At 65.6% G+C, this 20,504-nt stretch carries 16 protein-coding genes and 1 riboswitch; of the genes, 6 read left to right on the top strand and 10 right to left on the bottom strand.

What is annotated here, in order from left to right; all coding sequences use genetic code 11:
• Positions 1-10 precede the first annotated feature (10 nt).
• Positions 11-574 carry a nicotinamide riboside transporter PnuC gene (pnuC, locus tag H7993_RS02720; protein ID WP_185793355.1) on the top strand — a complete coding sequence of 188 codons (564 nt, stop codon included), beginning with the start codon at positions 11-13 and terminating at the stop codon, positions 572-574.
• A complete protein-coding gene (locus tag H7993_RS02725) occupies positions 571-1,098 on the top strand; it encodes an AAA family ATPase (protein ID WP_185793356.1) in 528 nt (175 codons plus the stop codon). The genes pnuC and H7993_RS02725 overlap by 4 nt, the downstream gene beginning before the upstream one ends.
• Before the next feature lie 7 nt (positions 1,099-1,105).
• Here H7993_RS02725 and H7993_RS02730 read toward each other — a convergent pair whose 3' ends face one another.
• Positions 1,106-2,035, bottom strand: coding sequence for a sigma 54-interacting transcriptional regulator (locus tag H7993_RS02730; protein WP_185793357.1), 930 nt, complete (start codon positions 2,033-2,035; stop codon positions 1,106-1,108).
• Positions 2,036-2,246: 211 nt separating this feature from the next.
• Between H7993_RS02730 and H7993_RS02735 the strand changes: the two genes are divergently transcribed.
• The gene (locus H7993_RS02735) at positions 2,247-2,939 is read left to right on the top strand and encodes a DUF421 domain-containing protein (protein ID WP_122478126.1); all 693 of its coding nucleotides are present in this window, start codon (positions 2,247-2,249) and stop codon (positions 2,937-2,939) included.
• A gap of 2 nt (positions 2,940-2,941) precedes the next feature.
• On the opposite strand, the gene H7993_RS02740 is transcribed toward H7993_RS02735, so the two are convergent.
• The 9 genes from H7993_RS02740 to H7993_RS02780 all read right to left on the bottom strand — a co-directional run bounded on the left by H7993_RS02740 (position 2,942) and on the right by H7993_RS02780 (position 15,624).
• Positions 2,942-3,673: a VWA domain-containing protein gene (locus tag H7993_RS02740; protein WP_185793358.1), complete on the bottom strand. Its 732-nt coding sequence runs from the start codon at positions 3,671-3,673 to the stop codon at positions 2,942-2,944.
• Positions 3,598-4,605: a magnesium chelatase ATPase subunit I gene (locus H7993_RS02745; protein ID WP_122478279.1), complete on the bottom strand. Its 1,008-nt coding sequence runs from the start codon at positions 4,603-4,605 to the stop codon at positions 3,598-3,600. Before H7993_RS02745 ends, H7993_RS02740 begins: the two co-directional genes overlap by 76 nt.
• Before the next feature lie 13 nt (positions 4,606-4,618).
• The gene (gene cobN / locus H7993_RS02750; protein WP_185793359.1) at positions 4,619-8,371 is read right to left on the bottom strand and encodes a cobaltochelatase subunit CobN; all 3,753 of its coding nucleotides are present in this window, start codon (positions 8,369-8,371) and stop codon (positions 4,619-4,621) included.
• Positions 8,372-8,374: 3 nt separating this feature from the next.
• On the bottom strand, positions 8,375-9,439 hold the full coding sequence (gene cobW, locus H7993_RS02755; protein WP_185793360.1) for a cobalamin biosynthesis protein CobW: 1,065 nt from the start codon (positions 9,437-9,439) through the stop codon (positions 8,375-8,377).
• A gap of 90 nt (positions 9,440-9,529) precedes the next feature.
• Positions 9,530-9,725: riboswitch (cobalamin riboswitch) on the bottom strand.
• Between the two features lie 31 nt (positions 9,726-9,756).
• On the bottom strand, positions 9,757-10,512 hold the full coding sequence (locus H7993_RS02760; RefSeq protein ID WP_122478131.1) for an ABC transporter ATP-binding protein: 756 nt from the start codon (positions 10,510-10,512) through the stop codon (positions 9,757-9,759).
• Positions 10,509-11,549 (bottom strand): FecCD family ABC transporter permease, encoded by a 1,041-nt coding sequence (locus H7993_RS02765; RefSeq protein WP_122478133.1) that lies wholly within the window; start codon positions 11,547-11,549, stop codon positions 10,509-10,511. Before H7993_RS02765 ends, H7993_RS02760 begins: the two co-directional genes overlap by 4 nt.
• Positions 11,546-12,574 carry an ABC transporter substrate-binding protein gene (locus tag H7993_RS02770; protein ID WP_185793361.1) on the bottom strand — a complete coding sequence of 343 codons (1,029 nt, stop codon included), beginning with the start codon at positions 12,572-12,574 and terminating at the stop codon, positions 11,546-11,548. The genes H7993_RS02765 and H7993_RS02770 overlap by 4 nt, the downstream gene beginning before the upstream one ends.
• 219 nt (positions 12,575-12,793) lie before the next feature.
• On the bottom strand, positions 12,794-13,966 hold the full coding sequence (locus H7993_RS02775; RefSeq protein ID WP_185793362.1) for an HlyD family secretion protein: 1,173 nt from the start codon (positions 13,964-13,966) through the stop codon (positions 12,794-12,796).
• The gene (locus H7993_RS02780; protein WP_185793363.1) at positions 13,963-15,624 is read right to left on the bottom strand and encodes an MFS transporter; all 1,662 of its coding nucleotides are present in this window, start codon (positions 15,622-15,624) and stop codon (positions 13,963-13,965) included. The genes H7993_RS02775 and H7993_RS02780 overlap by 4 nt, the downstream gene beginning before the upstream one ends.
• Positions 15,625-15,798: 174 nt before the next feature.
• Between H7993_RS02780 and H7993_RS02785 the strand changes: the two genes are divergently transcribed.
• From H7993_RS02785 to H7993_RS02795, 3 genes are all read left to right on the top strand, one after another.
• Complete coding sequence (locus H7993_RS02785; protein ID WP_185793364.1) at positions 15,799-16,854, top strand: tetratricopeptide repeat protein; 1,056 nt, start codon at positions 15,799-15,801, stop codon at positions 16,852-16,854.
• A gap of 135 nt (positions 16,855-16,989) precedes the next feature.
• Positions 16,990-18,474, top strand: coding sequence for an ATPase domain-containing protein (locus H7993_RS02790; RefSeq protein WP_185793365.1), 1,485 nt, complete (start codon positions 16,990-16,992; stop codon positions 18,472-18,474).
• Between the two features lie 2 nt (positions 18,475-18,476).
• Positions 18,477-20,504: a response regulator gene (locus tag H7993_RS02795; RefSeq protein ID WP_185793366.1), complete on the top strand. Its 2,028-nt coding sequence runs from the start codon at positions 18,477-18,479 to the stop codon at positions 20,502-20,504.

Raw genomic sequence — 20,504 nt, forward strand, 5'->3', positions numbered from 1 at the left:
GGGATTGTCCATGTCGCCTTTGGAATTGTTCGCCGCCACGCTGGGCGTGATCGCGGTGTGGTTGACCGTCAAGCAGAATTGGCTGTGCTGGCCGATCGGCCTGGTCATGGTACTGATCTATTCGTATGTGTTTTATGACTACAAGCTGTACTCCAACATGCTGTTGCAAGTGGTGTACGCGGGCGTGCAGGTGTACGGGTGGTGGCACTGGACCCGTGGTGCGGCGACGGCCAATGGTCGACCGGTCACGCGCCTGGCACCAGCGCCGCTGCTCGGCGGTTTGCTCATCGGCCTGGTCGCAGGGCTTGCGCTGGGAGCGGCGATGGCCACCTGGAGCGACGCCAGCCAGCCGTGGCTGGACGCCCTGCTGACCGGCTTCAGCCTGGTCGCACAGTGGTGGATGGCCACCAAGCGCGAGCAGTGCTGGCCGCTGTGGATCGTCCTCGATGCGATTTTCGTCGGCTTGTTCGTGCATCAGGCGCTGTACCTGACGGCAGGGTTGTACGCACTGTTCCTGCTGCTGGCGATTCACGGCTGGCACCAGTGGCGCAAGAGCGTGGCGGTGGCCGCATGAAGGTCGTGGTGCTGTGCGGGCCCGAATCGTCGGGCAAGAGCTGGCTGGCCGAACGCATGCGCGTGCAACTGGGTGCGGTGGTGGTGGGCGAATACGTGCGCCACTTCATCGACCGCGAACAGCGTGACACCTGCTACGCCGACATCGACGCCATCGCTCGCGGCCAATTGGCCTGGGAAGATGCCGCCCGCCGCGCGCAACCGGCGTTGCTGGTGCTCGACACCCACTTGCTGAGCAATATGCTCTGGAGTGAGACCTTGTTCGGCAACCGCCCGGCGTGGCTGGAAACGGCGCTGCTGCAACGGCACTACGACGCGCATTTGCTGCTCTCGCCAGAGGGCGTGGAATGGACTGCCGATGGCCAGCGCTGTCAACCCGAGCTGTCCCAGCGCCAGGCCTTCTTTGCCCAGAGCCGGGCCTGGCTGCTGGCCCATGCGCTGCCCTGCACCGTCATCAGCGGTGACTGGCGAGCGCGTGAAACACAGGTACTGGCGAGCATTCGGCATGTTCTGGACCAACCCTAGCGTGCGCTCAGCGCATGTGGTGTTTGTGCAGCAGGCGATACAGCGTCGGGCGTGACACGCCAAGCACCCTGGCCGCCGTGCTCAGGTTGCCGCCATGGCGCAACAGCACGTCGCCCAGTGCCTGACGCTCGGCGCGGTGCTTGTAATCCTGCAGCGTCCCCAAAGGCGCAGCGACCAGGGTCTCGGTGCCCAGCCCCAGGTCCCCGGCTTCGATCTGGTTGCCGTGGGCCAGTGCCTGGGCCTGGCGAACCCGAGTGGACAACTCACGGACATTGCCCGGCCAGTCATGCTCACCCATGGCGATCAGCGCCTCCTGGCTGAACGGGCGATGGCGCCGACCGTTCTCGCGGCTGTAGCGTTGGGTGAAATGATTGGCCAGCATGGCCAGGTCGCCGTAGCGTTCGCGCAACGGTACCGCGACGATCTCCAGCACGTTGAGCCGGTAGTAGAGATCTTCACGCAGCTGCCCCTTGCGCATGGCGCCTGCCAGGTCGCTGTCGCTGGTGGCCACCACGCGCACGTCCACCTCGCCTGAGCCCTTGCGCTGCAGAAACCGCAGCAGTTGCTCCTGGATGTCCAGCGGCAAGCCATGTACCTGCTCGAGCAGCAAGGTACCGCGATGGGCGGCTTGCAGCACGCTGCCGGACAACGGGTGCACATTGGTCTCGCCACAGCCAGGCGCGAAGAGTGGCGTCTGGCCCGGGCGGTGGGCACGGGCCTGGCAGTCGAAGACGATGAAGGGCTGCAGTCGGCGCGCAGACTGCTGGTGCAGTGCTCGGGCGATCAACTGCTTGCCGGTACCCGCTTCACCCCGGATCAAGACCGGGGAATCGGTGGTCGAGAACTTGTTGATGAGCTTGTACAAGTCGCGCATGGGCTGACTATCGCCCAACAGTCCGCAAGGCTCGCAGGGGTAGGCATTCGAATTCACAGGCATGGCCTTTCCTTGCTGGGACGTGTTCGGGAAAATACATCAAAAACAGCGGCTTGCAAGTTGTGCCAAAACGGTAACGGAAAATTGACGTTTAACCCCTTCGGGCTGGTCATGGATCGTCGTCGCGCGACATTGGCGCGTCAGCGATACGTCTCGCGGAGCCCGCGCGACGCCGGTGTACAATCGCCGCTTTTCGGTATCGGCAAGGATGAGCATGAACGCGTTCGATTGGCACCGTGTGCTGCTGGGTGATGTCAACACGGGGTTTCTGGGCGAGGTGGTCGCGCGTACGCTCATGGCCTATGTGGTGGTCTTCCTGTTTCTGAAAATCGCCGGACGGCGCGGGGTGCGCCAGCTGTCGCTGTTCGAGCTGGTGGTGATCCTGACCCTGGGCTCGGCGGCTGGCGATGTGACCTTCTACGAGGACGTACCCGTATTGCCCGTGTTGGTGGTGTTCCTGGCGATGATCATCTTGTATCGCCTCACCACCTTTTTGACCGAGCGCAGCGGCCGCTTCGGCGAATGGTTGGAGGGCAAGCCGTTTCTGATCATTCGCGACGGTGTGTTCGAGCTCAAGGCGCTGCAGAGCGGCAACATCACCCATGCCGAGTTCCTGATGGAACTGCGCCTTCGCGGCGTCGAGCACCTGGGCCAGGTGCGGCTGGGTATCCTCGAAGTGAATGGTGACGTCAGCCTGTACTTCCACGAACGCGAGGATGTGAAGCCGGGGTTGTCGATCCTCCCGCCCGAGCATCGGGAGTCGCTGACCACGGCCGATCGCGAGGACCTGTATGCCTGCGAGTATTGCGGCCACCTGGAAACCCTGGTTCACCAGCAGGCGCTGCCCTGCCCGCGTTGCGACAATCCGGTGTGGAGCAAGGCGCTCTGCAATCCACGGGCGGCCTGAGGCTACCGGCGCGGCAAGTCGTCCAGATGCTGGTACTCGGCGTTCAGCGCCGCGGCCAGAGCGCGGGCGCGACCCAGCCGAATCGGGCCCTTCTCCATGTCCACCAGCAATGCCGGACAGGCCATTGGCACCGCGCCGTCCAGTGACTTCAGACGCCCGTCGGTGAACACCAGGCAGCGTTGTGCTTCCTGGGGGTGCTGGCCTGCGCGTTGTTGCAGCCATTCGCGAGCCTGGTCCAGTGCTGCCAGCAGTGGCGTGCCGCCGCCTGCGCCCAGCTCGGCCAGCCAGGGCTGCAACGCCGCCGAAGCCTTCAAACCGTGACATTGCCAGGCCGGCCCGGTGCCGCTGGCGGTGAGCAGCGCCAACCGGGCGCGTTGCCGGTAGGCGTCGTCGAATACCTGGGCCAGCACGCCCTTGGCCTCGGCCAGGGCGCCATGTCGGCGGGTCGAAGCCGACGCGTCCACCACTATCAGCCATAGCTGCTGGGCGGCACTGCGACGCTGTTGCCAACGCAGGTCGTCACGTTGGCGCGGCCGCCCCTGCAGCAGGGTAGCCGGCCAGTCGACCTTGCCGGCCGATGCCGCGCGCGCTGCGCCTTGCCGCCCTTGTTCGAGGTTGCCCTTGCCGGGCCGAGCATCCGCCGGGCGCGGACGGATGCTCAGGGCTTTTTTGGCCAGCTCGGCACCGTGCGCCGTTCGCCCACCGGAACGGCCTGCGCCGGCATGTCGCCCCACTGGCCTTGACCGGGGTCGGAGGGTTGCGCGGCGCTGGCAGCGGGCGGCGGTGGCGGTGTTGCGCTGGACTCTGGCGGCCGGCTCGCCTGGCGGCGATGGCGCAGGGCGAACTCGGCAACCGCGTCGACGTCTTCGTCGAGGATAGCGTCGCCGCCGCGCCAGGCCGCATGGGCGCGCGCCGCGCGCAGCCAGACCAGGTCGGCGCGCAGGCCGTCCACGCCTTCGGCGAAGCAACGGGTGGTGATCGATTCAAGCGCCTGGTCGCTCAGCGGAATCGACTCAAGACGCTCCCGCGCCTGTTGGCAACGCAGCCGCAGGGCCGCCTGCGCGGCAGCCCACTGCGCGCAGAACGCCTGGGGGTCGCTGTCGAATGCCAGACGGCGGCGAATGATCTGGCTGCGTTCGGCCGGCGCGGGCTGGCCATCCAGGGCAACGTTGAAGCCAAAGCGGTCGAGCAGCTGCGGACGCAACTCGCCTTCCTCGGGGTTCATGGTACCGATGAGCACGAAGCGCGCGGGATGGGCGTGGGAGATGCCATCGCGCTCGATGCGATTGACGCCGCTGGCAGCGACGTCGAGCAACAGGTCGACCAGGTGATCGGCGAGCAGGTTCACCTCATCCACGTACAGCACGCCACCGTCGGCTTTGGCCAGCACGCCTGGCGAGAAGCGTGCCCGCCCTTCGCCCAGCGCCGCTTCCAGGTCGAGCGTGCCGACCAGGCGGTCCTCGCTGGCACCCAGCGGCAAGGTCACCAACTGGCCACCGGCGAGCAGATCGGCAAGCCCGCGCGCCAGGGTGCTCTTGGCCATGCCCCGTGGCCCTTCGATCAACACGCCACCGATGCGCGGATCGATAGCGGCCAGACACAACGCCAGTTTCAGCGAATCGGCGGCGACCACGGCGGCCAGGGGAAAGTGCAGGGTGTCGGTCATTGCAGGGATCTCTTCAGGCATCTTCTTCGGTATCCAGCAGCAGGTCTTCCACGGCTTGTCGGTAGTCGCCCGGTTCAGCCCACAGGCCTCGCAGCTGAGCCTCGAGCAGACGCTCGGCCATGTCGCGCAGCGCCGCCGGATTGTGCTCCTGCAGGAAACTGCGGGTGGAAGGATCCAGCAGGTAGGCGTCGGTGAGCAACGCGTACTGGTGATCGTCGATCAGGTGCGTGGTCGCATCGAAGGCAAACAGGTTGTCGACTGTCGCGGCCAGTTCGAACGCGCCCTTGTAGCCGTGCCGCTTGACCCCTTCGATCCACTTCGGATTGGCCGCGCGGGCGCGCACCACGCGGTTGAGCTCTTCTTTCAGGGTACGCACGCGCGGCACGTCTGGCTGGCTGTGGTCGCCGTGGTAACTGGCGGTCTTCTGCCCGCCCAGGGTTTCCGCAGCGGCCAGCATACCGCCCTGGAACTGGTAGTAATCGTTGGAATCGAGCAGGTCGTGCTCACGGTTGTCCTGGTTCTGCAGCACGGCCTGGACCTGCCCCAGGCGCCGGGCGAAAGGAGCGCGCGCGGCGGTTCCCTCGTCGTCCGCACCGTAGGCATAGGCGCCCCAGTTCAGGTAGGCCTCGGCCAGGTCTTCGCGGGTCTGCCACAGACGGCCGTCTATGGCCCCTTGCACCCCGGCGCCATAGGCACCGGGCTTGGCGCCGAAGATACGCCAGCCCGCCTCGCGGGCGGCCTGCTCGGCAGGTACGCCCTCGGCCAGCAGTTGCGCCTGTTCGGCACGGACCTTGGCTGCCAGCGGGTTGAGATCGTCGGGCTCGTCGAGCGCCGCCACGGCCTGCACGGCCGCATCGAACAGGCGCAACAGGTTGGCGAAGGCATCACGAAAGAACCCGGACACCCGCAGGGTCACGTCCACCCGCGGGCGATCGAGCAGGCTCAATGGCAGAATCTCGAAATCGTCCACCCGCTGGCTGCCGGTGGCCCACACCGGGCGCACACCCATCAGCGCCATGGCCTGGGCGATGTCGTCGCCGCCGGTACGCATGGTCGCCGTGCCCCAGACCGACAGGCCCAGCTGGCGCAGGTGATCGCCATGGTCCTGCAGGTGCCGCTCGAGAATCAGGTTGGCGGAGGCGAAGCCGATGCGCCAGGCAGTGGTGGTCGGCAGGTTGCGCACGTCCACGGAAAAGAAGTTGCGCCCGGTGGGCAACACGTCGAGGCGCCCGCGGCTGGGTGCCCCGCTCGGCCCGGCGGGCACGAAACGGCCCGACAATGCGCTGAGCAGGCCGTGCATTTCCGCGGGTCCGCAGGCATCCAGACGCGGTGCCACGGTGTCGCGCAGGTGGCCCAGGATGAGTTGCACGTCGCTCCAGCCTTCGCCCAGTTCCAGCGGACCGGTCAAGGCCTGCTCGATCAGCTGGGCGGCATACAGTTCGAGCCGTTCGCGGCTGTCGCCGGCACTTCGCCAGGGCTCCTCGCTGATCGCGGCCAGGGCCGTCGGCCGTGGTCCGTCCCAGGGTGCGCCGAGGTCGCAGTCGAGCGGATCGAAACCCAGCTCGAAAGCCTTGGCCAATGCTCGCAGCACACTGGCCTGGGCGCCGCGGCCGTCGCCCCGAGGAATGCGCAGCAGTGCCAGCAGGGTATCGGCACGCAGGCGACCCTGGGGCGACTCGCCGAACACGTGCAGCCCATCGCGTATCTGCGACTCCTTCAAGTCGCACAGGTAGGTGTCCAGGCGCGGCAGCCACACCGCCGCTTCGGCACCCTCGGCCATCTGCAGCTCGTGATCGATGCGGGTTTCGCGCACCAGCGCCAGAATGTCCTGTTCCAGGGCCTGGGCGCGGCGCGGGTCGAGCATCTGCGCGTCGTAGTACTCGTCGGCCAACAGTTCCAGATCGCGCAGCGGCCCGTAGGTCTCGGCGCGGGTCAGCGGCGGCATCAGGTGGTCGATGATCACCGCCTGGGTGCGCCGCTTGGCCTGGGCGCCCTCGCCCGGATCGTTGACGATGAACGGGTAGATATTCGGCATCGGCCCCAGTACCGCATCGGGCCAGCACTGCTCGGACAGCCCGACGCCCTTGCCCGGCAGCCATTCCAGGTTGCCGTGCTTGCCCACGTGGATCAGCGCATCGGCGCCGTAGGTGTGGCGCAGCCAGAAATAGAACGCCAGGTAACCATGGGGCGGCACCAGATCAGGGTCGTGGTAGACCGCGCTGACGTCCACCTGGTAACCGCGCGCCGGCTGGATGCCGACGAAGGTCAGGCCCATGCGCAGACCGGCGATCATCATGCGGCCGTTACGGCACATGGGGTCGGCACCTGGCTCGCCCCAGCGCTCGCGCACGGCGGCTTGATTGGCCGCCGGCAGCAAGGCGAAGGCGGCGAGGTAGTCGTCCAGCGCCATGCTCTGGGCACAGGGGCGCAGGTCCAGTTGCTCCAGATCGTTGGTCACGCCGCCGAGCAGCAGGTGAATCAGCGCCGTACCGCTGTCGGGTAGATCGGCCACCGGATAGCCCTGCTGCTGCATCGCGCGCAGGATGTTCAGCGCCGCAGCCGGAGTGTCGAGGCCTACGCCGTTGCCGATTCGGCCATCGCGGGTCGGATAGTTCGCCAGCACCAGGGCGACACGCTTGTCGGCATTGGGCAGGCGCGCCAAAGCGGCCCATTTGCGCGCCAGTTCGGCGACGAAATCCATGCGCTCGACATGCGCCGTGTAGCACACCACGTCGCTCTGGCTGCGCTCGTTGTGCCAGGCCAGGTCCTTGAAGCTGATGGCCCGGCTGATGATGCGCCCGTCCAGCTCCGGCAAGGCAATGTGCATGGCCAGGTCGCGCGCGCCCAGACCCTGCTCGCTCGCCTGCCACAATGCCTGGTTGTCTTGCGCGCAGATGGCCTGGATCACCGGAATGTCACGGCGAAACGGCCGCAGGTGCGGTGCTTCCGGGCTGGACTGGGCAAAGCCGGTGGTGTTGAGAATGATCGCGGCGCCCGCCTCGTCCATCCAGTCCTGCACCTGCGCCAGGCATGCAGCTTCCTTGAGGCTGGCCACGGCGATCGGCAACGGATTGAGCCCGGCCGCCTGCAGCCTGGCACAGAAGGTGTCGACGAAACCGGTGTTGGCCGCCTGCAGGTGCGAGCGATAGAACAGCACCGGCACCACAGGCCATTGCGCTTGCCACTGCGTCTGCCAGTAGGCCAGGTCGGCGGTCGGTTGCGTCGGATGGTAGATGACCGTGCGCGGCAGCGCCTGAGGCGCTTCGCACGGTTCGGTGCGTCCGAACCAGGTATTGCCGAGGTAGCCGAACAGGTTGCGTGCGTTTTCCATGCCGCCCTGGCGCAGGTACTGCCACAGGCGGTCGGCTTGCTCGGCAGGCACCGTACATAGCTCGGCCAGTTCGGGATCGGGGCGATCGCAGCCTGGCACCAGGATGACCTGCACGCCCCGCTCGGCCAGCTGCATCAACTGCTCGACCCCGTAGCGCCAATAGCCGATGCCGCCGTGCAGGGAAATCAGAATGACCTTGGCGTGGCGCAGCACCTGGTCGACATAGAGGTCGACCGAAGAATGATTCTGCACCTGCATGGGGTTGGCCAGGCGCAGGCTCGGGTAGTCGGCCGGCAGACGCTCGCTGGCCTCGGCCAGCAAGGCCAGGTGCGAATCGCCGCTGCAGAGGATGACCAGTTCGGCGGGCGTCTGGCCGAGGTCGGCGATGCTGTCGTCCGGCACGAAGCCGCCGGGTTGGGTCCTCAGCAGGTGCATCGGTCAGGCTTCCAGCGCGGCGCGCAGTTGCGCTTGCAGCGATGCTGCATCCAGTTCCTGACCGATCAGCACCAGGCGCGTGCTGCGCGCTTCGTCTGCGCCCCAGGCACGATCGAAGTGCTTGTCGAAACGCGTGCCCACGCCCTGGATCAGCAGGCGCATCGGCTTGCCCGGAATGGCCGCGAAGCCCTTGACGCGCAGGATGCCGTGTTGGACCACGGCAGCGTTGAGCGCCTGCAGCAGCTTGGCTTCTTCGGCCTGCGGCAGCTCGATGGAGATCGAATCGAAGGCGTCGTGATCGTGGTCGTCGTGGTCGTCGCCTTCATGGTGGTCGTGGTGGGTCTTGCGGCCGTCGATGTGTTGCTCGGACTCTGCGCCCAGGCCCAGCAGTACCGCCAGCGGCAAACGGCCACTGCTGGCCTCGACCACCTTCACTGCCGCCGGCAGTTCCTCGGCGACCTCGGCGCGCACCGCAGCCAGGGCGTCTGCGTCGATCAGGTCGGCCTTGTTCAGAATGACCAGGTCGGCGCTGGCCAACTGGTCGGCGAACAGCTCGTGCAGCGGCGATTCATGGTCCAGGTTGGGATCGAGCTTGCGCTGGGCATCGACCTGCTCGGGGAAGGCTGCGAAGGTACCGGCCGCCACGGCCGGGCTGTCGACCACGGTGATGACCGCATCGACCGTGCAGGCGCTGCGGATTTCCGGCCATTGGAAGGCCTGGACCAGCGGCTTGGGCAAGGCCAGGCCGCTGGTTTCGATGAGGATGTGATCGAGGTCGGCGCGCCGTGCCACCAGCTCGCGCATGACCGGGAAGAACTCTTCCTGCACGGTGCAGCACAGGCAGCCGTTGGCCAGCTCGTAGACCCGGCCATTGGCTTCTTCTTCGGTACAGCCGATGGTGCACTGCTTGAGGATCTCGCCGTCGATGCCCAGCTCGCCGAATTCGTTGACGATCACGGCGATGCGGCGGCCCTGCGCGTTGTCGAGCATATGGCGCAGCAAGGTGGTCTTGCCCGAGCCGAGAAAGCCGGTGACGATGGTGACGGGTAGTTTGGACAGCGTTTTCATCGGGTCGCCCTGATTGCGCGGCAGGGCACGAGACGAGCGCCGCAACGGCAGGCGCCAGCATTCGTCACCGGATCACCCCGCCCGGTTGAATAGGAAAGAACAGTCGAGGCAGGTCTCCTGGCTCGCGATGCCGGCCATTCTGGCCCAGGCTGCGGCGCCTTCCCGCGAGCGTTCGCAGTGGCCTTGGCGCAGCCTTCATCGCTTACAGTTGCGGGGGCAGCCGCGGCTTGGACCGCGTTCCCGTCTTAGCTCTGCTGGGCAGAGAACCTCGAACGCGCAAGGCTACCACAGGGCACGGGACGTGTCAGTGATACGGCTCAGACCCGATAGCGTACATGGGGGCGGCCGCCGGCCAGGCTAACCTCGGCATGAACACCATAGACCTCGGCGATCAGCCGCTCGGTCAAGACCAGCGCCGGCGCACCACTGGCAACCAGACGGCCGCCCTTGAGCACGACCAGCACGTCGCAGAACATCGCCGCCAGGTTCAGATCATGAATCGCCATCACGCAGGTCAACGGCAGGTTCTGAATCAGTTGCAGCAATTCCAGCTGGTGCTGGATGTCGAGGTGGTTGGTGGGCTCGTCGAGCAGCAGTTCGCTAGGCTGCTGGGCCAGGGCGCGAGCGATCTGCACCCGTTGCCGCTCGCCGCCGGACAAGGTGTGCCAGCGCCGCTGTGCATGGCCGCTCAGGTTGACCTGGGCCAGGGCCTGGGCAATCGCCAGGTCGTCTTCGCGCAGCCACGGTGCGAACGGCGAGCGGTGGGGCGTGCGCCCCAGGCGCACCACCTCCTGTACGCGAATGTCCACCTCGGTGCTGGCGTGTTGTTCCACCATCGCCACCTGCCGTGCGACCGCTCGCCGCGATACGTCCGCCATGGGCTGATCGTCGAGTGTGACCTGCCCCTGGCTGGGACGCCCGAGCCCGGCCAGCAGGCGCAGCAGCGACGACTTGCCCGAGCCATTGGGGCCGATCAGGCCGACCATGCTGCCGGGCGTGATGGCCAGGCTGACGTCGTCGAGAATCAGCAGCCCACCCGCTTTCCAGCTGACTTGGTGCAATTGCAGGCTCATGCTCGACGCCTCGCGCGGTAGAGGATCAAGGCAAACGCCGGGGCGCCGACCAGGGCCGTGACCACCCCGATGGGCAACACCTGGCCGGGCACGATGATGCGCGCGACGATATCGGCCAGCACCATGAAGTTGGCGCCGATCAGCACCGAGGCGAGTAACAGCCGGACGTGGCTGGGCCCCACCAGAAAGCGCGCAATGTGGGGCACCACCAAACCGACGAAACCCACTGCGCCGACGATGCTGACCATGGTCGCGGTGATCAGCGCGGTGGTCGCGAACAACACCAGCCGCACCGCGACCACAGGCACGCCAAGGGTGGCGGCAGCGTCTTCGCCGAACACGAAGGCATCCAGCGCCCGCGCGAAGTACAGGCACAGCACCAGGCCCGCCCCGACCACCACCGCGGCCAGGCCTACGTCGGGCCAACGCACCCCGCCCAGGCTGCCGAGCAGCCAGAACATCACACTGCGTGCCTGCTCGGCATTGGCCGAGGTCGAGACGATATAGGCCGTCAGCGCATTGAACAGTTGCGATCCGGCGACACCGGCGAGGATCACCTGCGCCGGGCCGCTGCGAGTGCCGGCAGCCAGCAGCAGCACCAGGCCGAACGCCAGGGCCGCACCGAGAAACGCGCCCATGGAAATGCCGATCACGCCGCCGCCCAGCCCGAGCAGCATCACCACCACCGCGCCGGTCGAGGCGCCTGCGGAGATTCCCAGCACGTAGGGTTCGGCCAGCACGTTGCGCAGCAGCGCCTGCAACACCGCGCCGCAGATCGCCAGGCCGGCGCCACAACAAGCGGCAACCAGCGCGCGACTCAGGCGGTATTCCCAAATGATGCCCTGGATGATCCTCGGCACCGGGTAGTCGGCCAGGCCCACGCCATTGAGCAGCGCCTTGCCGACCGTGGCCAGGGCAATGCCCATCTCCCCCACCGACACCGCCAGGGCGATCGATACGCTCAACGTCGCCAGGGCGAGCAGCGCCAACAGGAGGCGCCAGACCCAGCCATCTTCACGCGCCAGGCGCTGGATCAAGGTGTGGCCCGTGTACGCTCGAGGCCGGCAGCGATGTCTTCCACCGCGCGCACGACATCCATGGAGGGGTTCAACGACTGCGCATCGACCACGATGATGCGGCCATTGCGCACGGCATCCAGCTCACGGGTCACCGGGTCGCTGCGCAGGAACGCCAGCTTTTTCTCGACATCGTCGGCCGGGTACAGACGCCGCTGCATGCGCGCGACGACGATGACATCGGGATTGTTCGCAGCGATGCTTTCCCAGCTCACCCCAGGCCATTCCTCGTCACTGTCGACGATGTTGCGCAGGCCTAGCAGACGGTTGATATAGCCGGGTGCGCCGCTCTTGCCGGCCACCCAGGGGTCGCCTTCCAGGCGCGTGCTGGAAAACCAGTACACCACCGACAGCGGTGCGTGCCCGGCGCTGCCGGCGCGCTCGCTGGCTTTCTGGATGCGTGCGTGCAACTGGTCAGTCAGGCGCTCGCCGGCCGCCTCGACATCGAAGATGCTCGCCAGCTCGCGGATTTCCTTGTCCACCAGTGCCATGGAAAACACCTGGCTGCGGCTGCCGTCGGCATTGGAGGTGGCGGTGACTTCCTTGCCGTCGCAGTCACTGGGCGACACATAGGAAGGGATGCCAAGGCTGGCCAGTTGCTCGGGCTTGGCGACTTCGCCGTTGGGTCCGACGTGGTAGGTGTACTGCGCCACCACGATGTCAGGTGCGGTATTGGCCACCGCCTCGAAGCTGGGGGCGTTGTCGGCCAGGCGTGGCACCTGGGCATTGGCCGCGCGCAGAGGCTCGGGCAACGGCCCGAACCAGACCCCGGTGCCCACCATGCGTGGCGCCAGGCCCAGCGAGAGGAGAATTTCGGTGCTGGCCTGGCCCAGGCTGACGGCACGCTGCGGTGCGGCCTGGACGGTCAAGGGCGCGCCGCAGTTGGGCAACGTCAGTGGATAGTGGGTGGCGGCGTGACTGGCGACGGCAGCGAAGAGACCGACGGCAGCGACGCTGGCGCGGACGAATACGGCAGGAAGATTCATTGCAACTCCTTGGATGGCGCGTCCAACAGATCGAAGAAATCCCCAAGCAAGGTCTGGCTGACGACATGCAACATGTCGATCACAGTGGCGCGACCGCGCCGGATTCGAACCGGCTTCCTGCTCTGGGCGAAGACAAGCGGCGCAGACGGTAGGCGACCCGTCGGCAAAGATCAAATGGTTTAACCCGCGCAACGCGCTGTGGATACCCCGATTGCCTGCCTAGGGGGCGCCGTCGCGGGGTCGGTCGGTACGGTCCTGCTCGACCACATAGCCCGTGTCTATGCTGACCACCACCGACATGCCGGGGCGAAGCCGATGGGCCCCGTCCTGGTCCGGGTCCACGGTGATGCGCACCGGAATGCGCTGCGCGATCTTGACGAAGTTGCCGGTGGCATTGTCGGCCTGCAACAGGCTGAACTCCGAGCCGGTGGCCGGTGAGATGCGCTGTACATGCCCGCGCAGGCGCAGATGGTCGAGGGCATCGACGGTGAAGCTGACCGGTTGGCCGATGCGTACATCGGCCATCTGGGTTTCCTTCATGTTGGCCATGACCCACAGCGTATCGGGAACCAGCGCCATCAGTTGCGCACCGGAATTCACATAGGCACCCAGGCGCACGCCGACCTGCCCCAGCTGGCCGTCGCGCGGCGCCAGGATGCGCGTGTTGTCCAGATCGATGCGTGCCAGCTCTACCGCGGCTTCGGCGTTGGCGACGTTGGCGGCCAGCGAGTCACGGTTGACGATCACCGTCTGCAGGTCTTCGCGGGCAATGGCCAGCGCAGCCTTGGCCTGTGCCACCGAGGCCAGCGCCTGGGCGTTGGCAGCGCGGGTCACATCGAGCTCGCGGCGCGACACCGAGCCGTCGCTGATCAGGTTCTGGTTGCGCCCCAGATCGGCGGCGCCCTTGCGCGCCTGCGCTTCGCTGTCCGCCACCGCCGCCTGGCGCTGGGTAATGGTGGCTTCGGCACTGCGGCGCTGTTGCAGGTTGTTGGCCAAGGCGGTCTTCTGCACCTGGACCTGCGCCAGCGCCTGGTTCAGGCGCTGGCGGTAGATACGGTCGTCCAGGCGTACCAGCAGGTCGCCTGCCTTGACGAACTGGAAGTCCTGTACCGGCACTTCGAACACATAGCCTGCCAGTTGCGGCCCGATGATCGTCACCTGGCCACGCACCAGGGCATTTTCGGTACTTTCGATGTGGCTGCTGAACGGAGGCAGTTGCCAGGCGTACAGCACGATCGCCACCCCCACCAACGCGATGCTGGCGAAGATCAGGCTGGACAGTACCCGCACCCGCCGCGAGCGCGGCTCGGTGGCCGCTGGATTGGGCGGTGGGGTCTGGCCTTCGGGCGTGGCGGCGATGGCATTGGTGGTCGTGGACGTCGGTTCGGTCATGAAGTGCTGGCGCCGCTGGTGGATACGGTAGGTGTCGCGGCGGTGGTCACCGCCCGGGTGGTGCTCATCAGCCACAGGCTGCGGACGAAGATCCACAGCATGGTCAATACGGCAATGATGCAGATCAGCATGAAGACATCGTTGTAGGCCATGACGTTCGCCTCGCGCGTGGCGGCCGTCGCCAGCGCACGGGTACCCAAAGTGGCCCGCAGGGCCGGGTCGGCGATGTGCGCCAGGTAGCTGGCGGCAGCATTGCTGACCCGCGCCTGGACCAGCGGGTCCATGAGGGTCAGGTGCTCGACGATCATGCTCGAATGGTATTTCTCGCGGACGATCTGGAACGTGCCCAGCAACGCTGCGCCGATCAACCCGCCCAAATTGTTGCAGATACCGAACAGCACCGAGAAGCTGACCAGATTGCGCGGGTTGGTCAACACGTGGCGCATGCCCAGCACCATGGTCGGGCCCAGGAAAAACGTGCCACCGAAGCCCAGCAGGAACTGGCTGACGTACATATTGGCCGGACGCGTCAGGTTGCTGGAGAAACTGTCCATGGCCGAACCCACCGCCATCAGCGCCAGGGCAATGATCAGTGGCATGAACAGATGCTCGGGGTTGATGGTCCAGGCACTCACGGCCAGCCCCGCCACCGCGCCGAAGAGCATCACGCAATAAAGGGTGCGCATCTGCTCCTGGCCCATGTTCAACGCTTGCAACAGACCGACCGCCCCGGTGGACTGCTCCGACAGCACCATGCGCGTCAGAATCACTGCCAGGGCCAGGCGGATGGCGACACCGCTGCCCAGCCAGCGGGTCATCAACATCGGGTTGCTGCGATTGTGTTCCACCGCCAGGCCACCGAGGATCAGCACGATGGCCCCAGCCGAGGCCCAGCCTATCCAGGGTGCATCCAGCCACCAGTCGATCCGGCCCAGGGACAGCACCGCGCAGAGCAGCGCAATGCCGGATGCAAGAATCGCGAAAATGAGAAAATCCAGCGGTTCGAAAGTCTTGAAGCGGTCGCCCGGCGGCAGTTTGAGCAGGAACACGCAACCCAGGGTCAGCAGCGCCATGCCCAATTCGAACAGGTACAGGCCGCGCCACTCGGCGATCTGCAGCAGGTCTTCGGAAAACACCCGCGCCAGCGGCAAGGCCAGCTGCGAGGTGCCCAGGCCCAGCACCAGGGCCTTGAGACGCCACTTGGCAGGAAACGCCTGGATCATGTAGTACAGACCCAGGGAACTCAGCGCCGCCCCGACCATGCCGTGGGCAGCGCGCACGGCAATCGCCGAGCCCAGGTCGTTGACGAACAGATGGCCAAAGGTGACCAGCGCATACAGCATCAGAAACAGTTCGGTGAACGTGCGCAGACCGAACTGCTGGCGAAATTTCACCAGCAGCAGGTTCATCGACACATTGGTCATCACGTAGGCCGCAGGCAGCCAGGCCATCTCCGCCGCCGTGGCGCCGAGCGCGCCCTGCAGGAATTGCAGGTTCGCCACCACCAGCGAGTTGCCGAGGCCGCCGGTCAGTGCCACCAGCAGGCCGACGATACCGAACGCCAGGCGCTTGCGCGTCGAATGCAGAGGCGTCGAGGGAGAGCCCGGCAAGTTCGGCTTTTCGTGGGGCAGCCAATCGCGGCTCGTGTAGCGGGTCATGCGGTGGCCTTGGCGGGGAGCGTAGAAACGACGAAGAAACGACGGAGATTGGGCGCTAGTAAACCTCACCGGCGGGGGGCTTGCCAATGCTCGTCGCTGCCATGATTTGACTGCACCCCGGCAGTGACCCAAGCTGAATGCCCCGGCCAAGCCTGCGCCCTTTCGGATACCCGCATGTTCAAACGCGTTCGCCTTCCGCTGACCCTGCTGCTCGTGGCACTGCTGCTGATAGCGCTCTGGTACGCCTGGCGCCCTGCGGCCCATACGGTTCCGGCAGCGCCGCAGCAGGGCTACAGCAAAGCCCTGAGCCAGGCTCGCCATGGTCAGCCGGGCGCCGCACGAGTGCTTTATCAGCAGTTGGCCCGCACTGACCTCAGCGCCGAGCGGCGCGCTGCGCTGTACGCCGAACTGCCCAACTACCCCAGTCCTCAAGCCCTCAAACTCGCCACTGCCGACTTGCAGAGCGAGCTTGTCGACGTCCGCCATGCGGCAATCGATGCAGTCATCGGTTTGGTCCCCGAGAGCCAGCGCAGCGTACTGCTGGGCCCCTTGCTGGAAGACCGCGACGAGGCAATCCGCTTTCACGCCGCGCGGGGGTTGCTCGGCTTGCCAGCCGACGAGCTGGGCCTTTATTTCGCCCATCTGGACAAGGTGGTGAACGCCTGCATCGCTGCCCTGCAGGGCCAGACCGACAGCGCCGCCGCTCAGTTGGCGCTGGCCCGGCTGTACCTTCACGACGGCGACCACGTCCAGGCCGAGCAGGCGCTGACCCGCTATCGCCTGCTCCAGCCCGATGATCTGGAAGCCATTGCCGTGCAAGTCGAGGTGTTCGAGCACCAAGGCAAAAGCGACCAGGCGCGCCGCCTGCTGGCCGAACAGTTGCTGGTCCATCCTCAATCGGCCCTGTTGCAGCAACAATTGGGCTTGTGGCTGATGGCCCATGACGAGGATGAATACGCCCTGCTCGCCCTCGCCCGTGCGGTGGAACTGGCGCCGGACAACAATGACTACCGCTATGTACTGGCCACCAACCTGCACGACCTGCAGCAGGTGGAAGCGGCGCAGAAGCAGCTCGAAGAGATCCTGCGTCGTGACCCGGCCAACCGCCGCGCACGGGTGTTGTTGATCCAGTATTGGAAAGAAACCGGTCAGCTGCAGAACGTGCAGGTACTGCTGGCCGAACTCGAACAGCAGAATGCCGACGACCCGAGCCTGCAGCAAGGACTGTGAAGTCGCGGCTTTTCCAGCGCCGCTTTGGCCCGTTTTGCCCAGATTAACTCGGAACCCCGGCAACCGCCCGGTGTCCAGTATGATGCTGCGTCGCGTTCTGCACTGCAGCCCCTTCCGCTACCCGAGGACACCTTTTTGACGACGGCCAAAGCAGCCACCGGTATCGCCGGGCTGGACGACATTCTTGGTGGAGGTCTGACCCGCAGCCATATCTTTCTGCTCGAGGGTCAACCGGGTGCGGGCAAGACGACGGTAGCCCTGCAGTTCCTGCTCGAAGGCGTTGCGCAGAACGAAACCTGCCTTTACATCACCTTGTCCGAAACCACCAAGGAACTGCGCGAAGGCGCTCGCTCCCACGGCTGGGAGCTGGACGAACGGGTCACCGTGTTCGAGCTGACGCCGCCGGAATTGGTGCTCGACCTGCAACAGCAGCAAAGCCTGCTTTACAGCAGCGACCTCGAACTGGGCGAAGCGACCCGGCAGATCTTCGATGAAGTCGAACGGGTGAAGCCTTCCCGGGTGGTGCTGGACAGCTTGTCCGAGGTACGTCTGCTGGCTCAGGGGTCGTTGCGCTACCGGCGGCAGATTCTCGCCATCAAACACTATTTTGCGCGCTTCAATGCGACCGTCCTGCTGCTCGACGACATGACCAGCGAGCCACTGGACAAGACCCTGCACAGCATCGCCCACGGCGTGATTCGCCTGGAAGAAACCGCGCCGGACTACGGCGCCGAGCGCCGGCGCCTGCGCATCATGAAGTACCGCGGGCAGAAATACCGCGGCGGTTATCACGACTTCACCATTCAGGCCGACGGGATTCACGTCTATCCGCGCTTGGTTGCGGCCGAACATCGCGCCCGCTACGAGCGTACCCAACTGACTTCGGGCATCCCGGAGCTGGACGCCCTTCTGGGCGGCGGCGTCGAGAACGGTTCGAGCACTTTGATCATCGGCCCCGCGGGTACCGGCAAATCGCTCATTTCCATGGTTTTCGCCGCTGCGGCCGTGGCCCGTGGCGAAAAAGTCGCGCTGTTCATCTTCGACGAAGAGCTCAGCTTGCTGTTCGAGCGCATGAAAAACCTGGGCATCGATCTGGAAGCCTATCAGCGCAGTGGCAAGATGGTCATCCAGCAGGTGGACGCCGCTGAACAGTCGCCGGGCGAATTTGCCCACATGGTCCGCACCAGCGTCATCCTGCACGACATCAAGACAGTGGTGATCGACAGCATCAATGGCTACCACGCCGCGATGATGGGCGAAAGCACACCCGTGCTGCACATCCATGAGCTGCTGCTGTACCTCAACCGCCTGGGCGCCTCGACCTTCATGACCGTGGCCCAACAGGGGCTGGTCGGCGACATGAAGGCGCCAGTGGACATCACCTACCTGGCCGACACCGTCATTCTCCTGCGCTACTTCGAGGCGCTGGGCAACGTGCGGCGTGCGGTGTCGGTGATCAAGAAGCGCTTTGGCGGCCACGAGAACACCATTCGCGAATACAAGATCAGCAGCCAGGGCATGAAGGTCGGTGAGCCACTGAGCGCTTTCCAGGGGGTGTTGCGCGGTGTCCCGACCTACGTCGGCGAAGCCCGTCCCCTGCTTGAAGCAGATGATCAGTGAAGATGTCGATACCCACATCGGAACGAGTGCTGGTGCTTGCCCCCATGGGACGCGACAGCCAGGTGGCCCTGCAGATTCTGGGGCAGGCAGGTATTCAAGGCATCGCCGTGGCCGACGTCGACGATCTCTGTACGCACCTGCAGCGCGAAGGCGCAGGTGTCTGCATTGTCGCCAACGAAGCGCTGTCCGAAGCCAGGATGCAGCCGTTGCTGGTGTACCTGAGCCAGCAGCCGGCCTGGTCCGACTTGCCGATCGTGCTGATGACCCATCAACGCGCGGCCGACCAGGCGCAGTCCATGCTGCTCGCTGCGCGCCTGGGCAACGTCACGTTCGTGGAACGCCCGTTTCACCCGCTGACCTTGATCAGCCTGGCCAAGACGGCCATTCGGGGTCGGCGCCGTCAATATGAAGCGCGTGACCGTCTGCTGGACCTGAGCGAAAGTGAACAGCGTTTGCAGCACGCCATGAGTGCCGGGCGCCTGGGAGCCTGGGAGCTGACCTGCAACCCGCTGCAGTTGAACTGCTCGGACCGGACCCGCACCCACTACGGCATCGAGCCCAGCACCCGTTTCGACTACTCAGACTGGCTGCTGTGCGTGCATCCGGGCGATCAGGCCATGATGCAGGAGGCGCTGATCAACAGCCTGCAGCTGGGCGCCGACTTCGCCTTGCAGTTCCGCAACAGCTGGCCTGACGGTTCAGTGCATTGGGTGGACATGCGCGCCCGCGCCATTCCCGACAGGCAGGGACGCATCCAGGCACTGGTCGGGGTTACCACCGATATCACCGAACAGAAAGCCGCCGAACAACAGTTGCGTGAACTCAACGGCAATCTGGAACAGCAGGTCGAGGAACGCACGGCCCAGGTACGGATCAACGAAGAGGCCCTGCGCCAGGCGCAGAAAATGGAAGCGGTGGGCCAGTTGACCGGCGGTATCGCCCACGACTTCAACAACATGCTCACCGGCATTATCGGCAGCCTGGAGCTGATGCGCCGACGCCTGAGCCGCAACCAGCTCGACGACCTGCCCAAGCTGATCGACATGGGTATCAGCTCGGCCAACCGCGCCGCATCCCTCACTCACCGCTTGCTGGCGTTTTCCCGACGCCAGTCACTGGATTCCAAGCCAGTCCAGGTGAACGGACTGGTGCAGTCGATGGAAGAACTGCTGCACCGCAGCCTCAATGAAAGCATTGCGCTGCGCATGCACCTGGATCCTGAACTGTGGATAGCCGAGGCGGACCCCCATCAACTGGAAAGTGCCCTGCTCAACCTGGTGATCAATGCCCGCGATGCCATGCCAGGGCGTGGCGAAGTGATCGTCGAAACGGCCAACCGGCACCTCGATGAAAGCTTTACCAGTGCGCACCAGAACCTGGCACCGGGCGACTACATCATGCTCAGTGTGAGCGACACCGGGTCGGGCATGGACCAGGCCGTGATCAATCGCGCATTCGATCCATTCTTCACCACCAAGCCCATTGGCCAGGGCACTGGCCTGGGCCTGTCGATGATCTACGGGTTCAGCAAGCAGTCGCGGGGCCACGTGGCGATCCAAAGCACCCCCGGCCAGGGCACTACGGTGCAGCTCTACCTGCCGCGCTGCTATGCCTCGCAACTGCCCCAGGCCACTGCGCCGGTGATCGAATCGCCGATGGCCACCAATGGCGAAACGGTTTTGATCGTCGAGGATGACCATGCCGTGCGCAGCCTGGTGTGTGAAGTCCTGCGCGAATTGGGTTACTGCTATCTGGAGGCAGCCGATGCCAGCGCCGCGCAGCCGATCCTGGCGTCCGGGCAGCGCATCGACCTGTTGATCAGCGATGTCGGCCTGCCCGGCATGAACGGTCGGCAACTGGCCGAAGTCGCGCGCCATCTGCGGCCGGGACTCAAGGTGCTGTTCATCACCGGCTATGCCCAGCACGCCGAAGTGCGCGCCGGCTTTCTCGATGACGGCATGCAGATGATCACCAAGCCGTTCGCGTTCGACGTGCTCACGGCCAAGGTGCGGGAGATGTCCCAGGCCTGA

Source organism: Pseudomonas baltica (assembly GCF_014235765.1).
GTDB lineage: Bacteria > Pseudomonadota > Gammaproteobacteria > Pseudomonadales > Pseudomonadaceae > Aquipseudomonas > Aquipseudomonas baltica.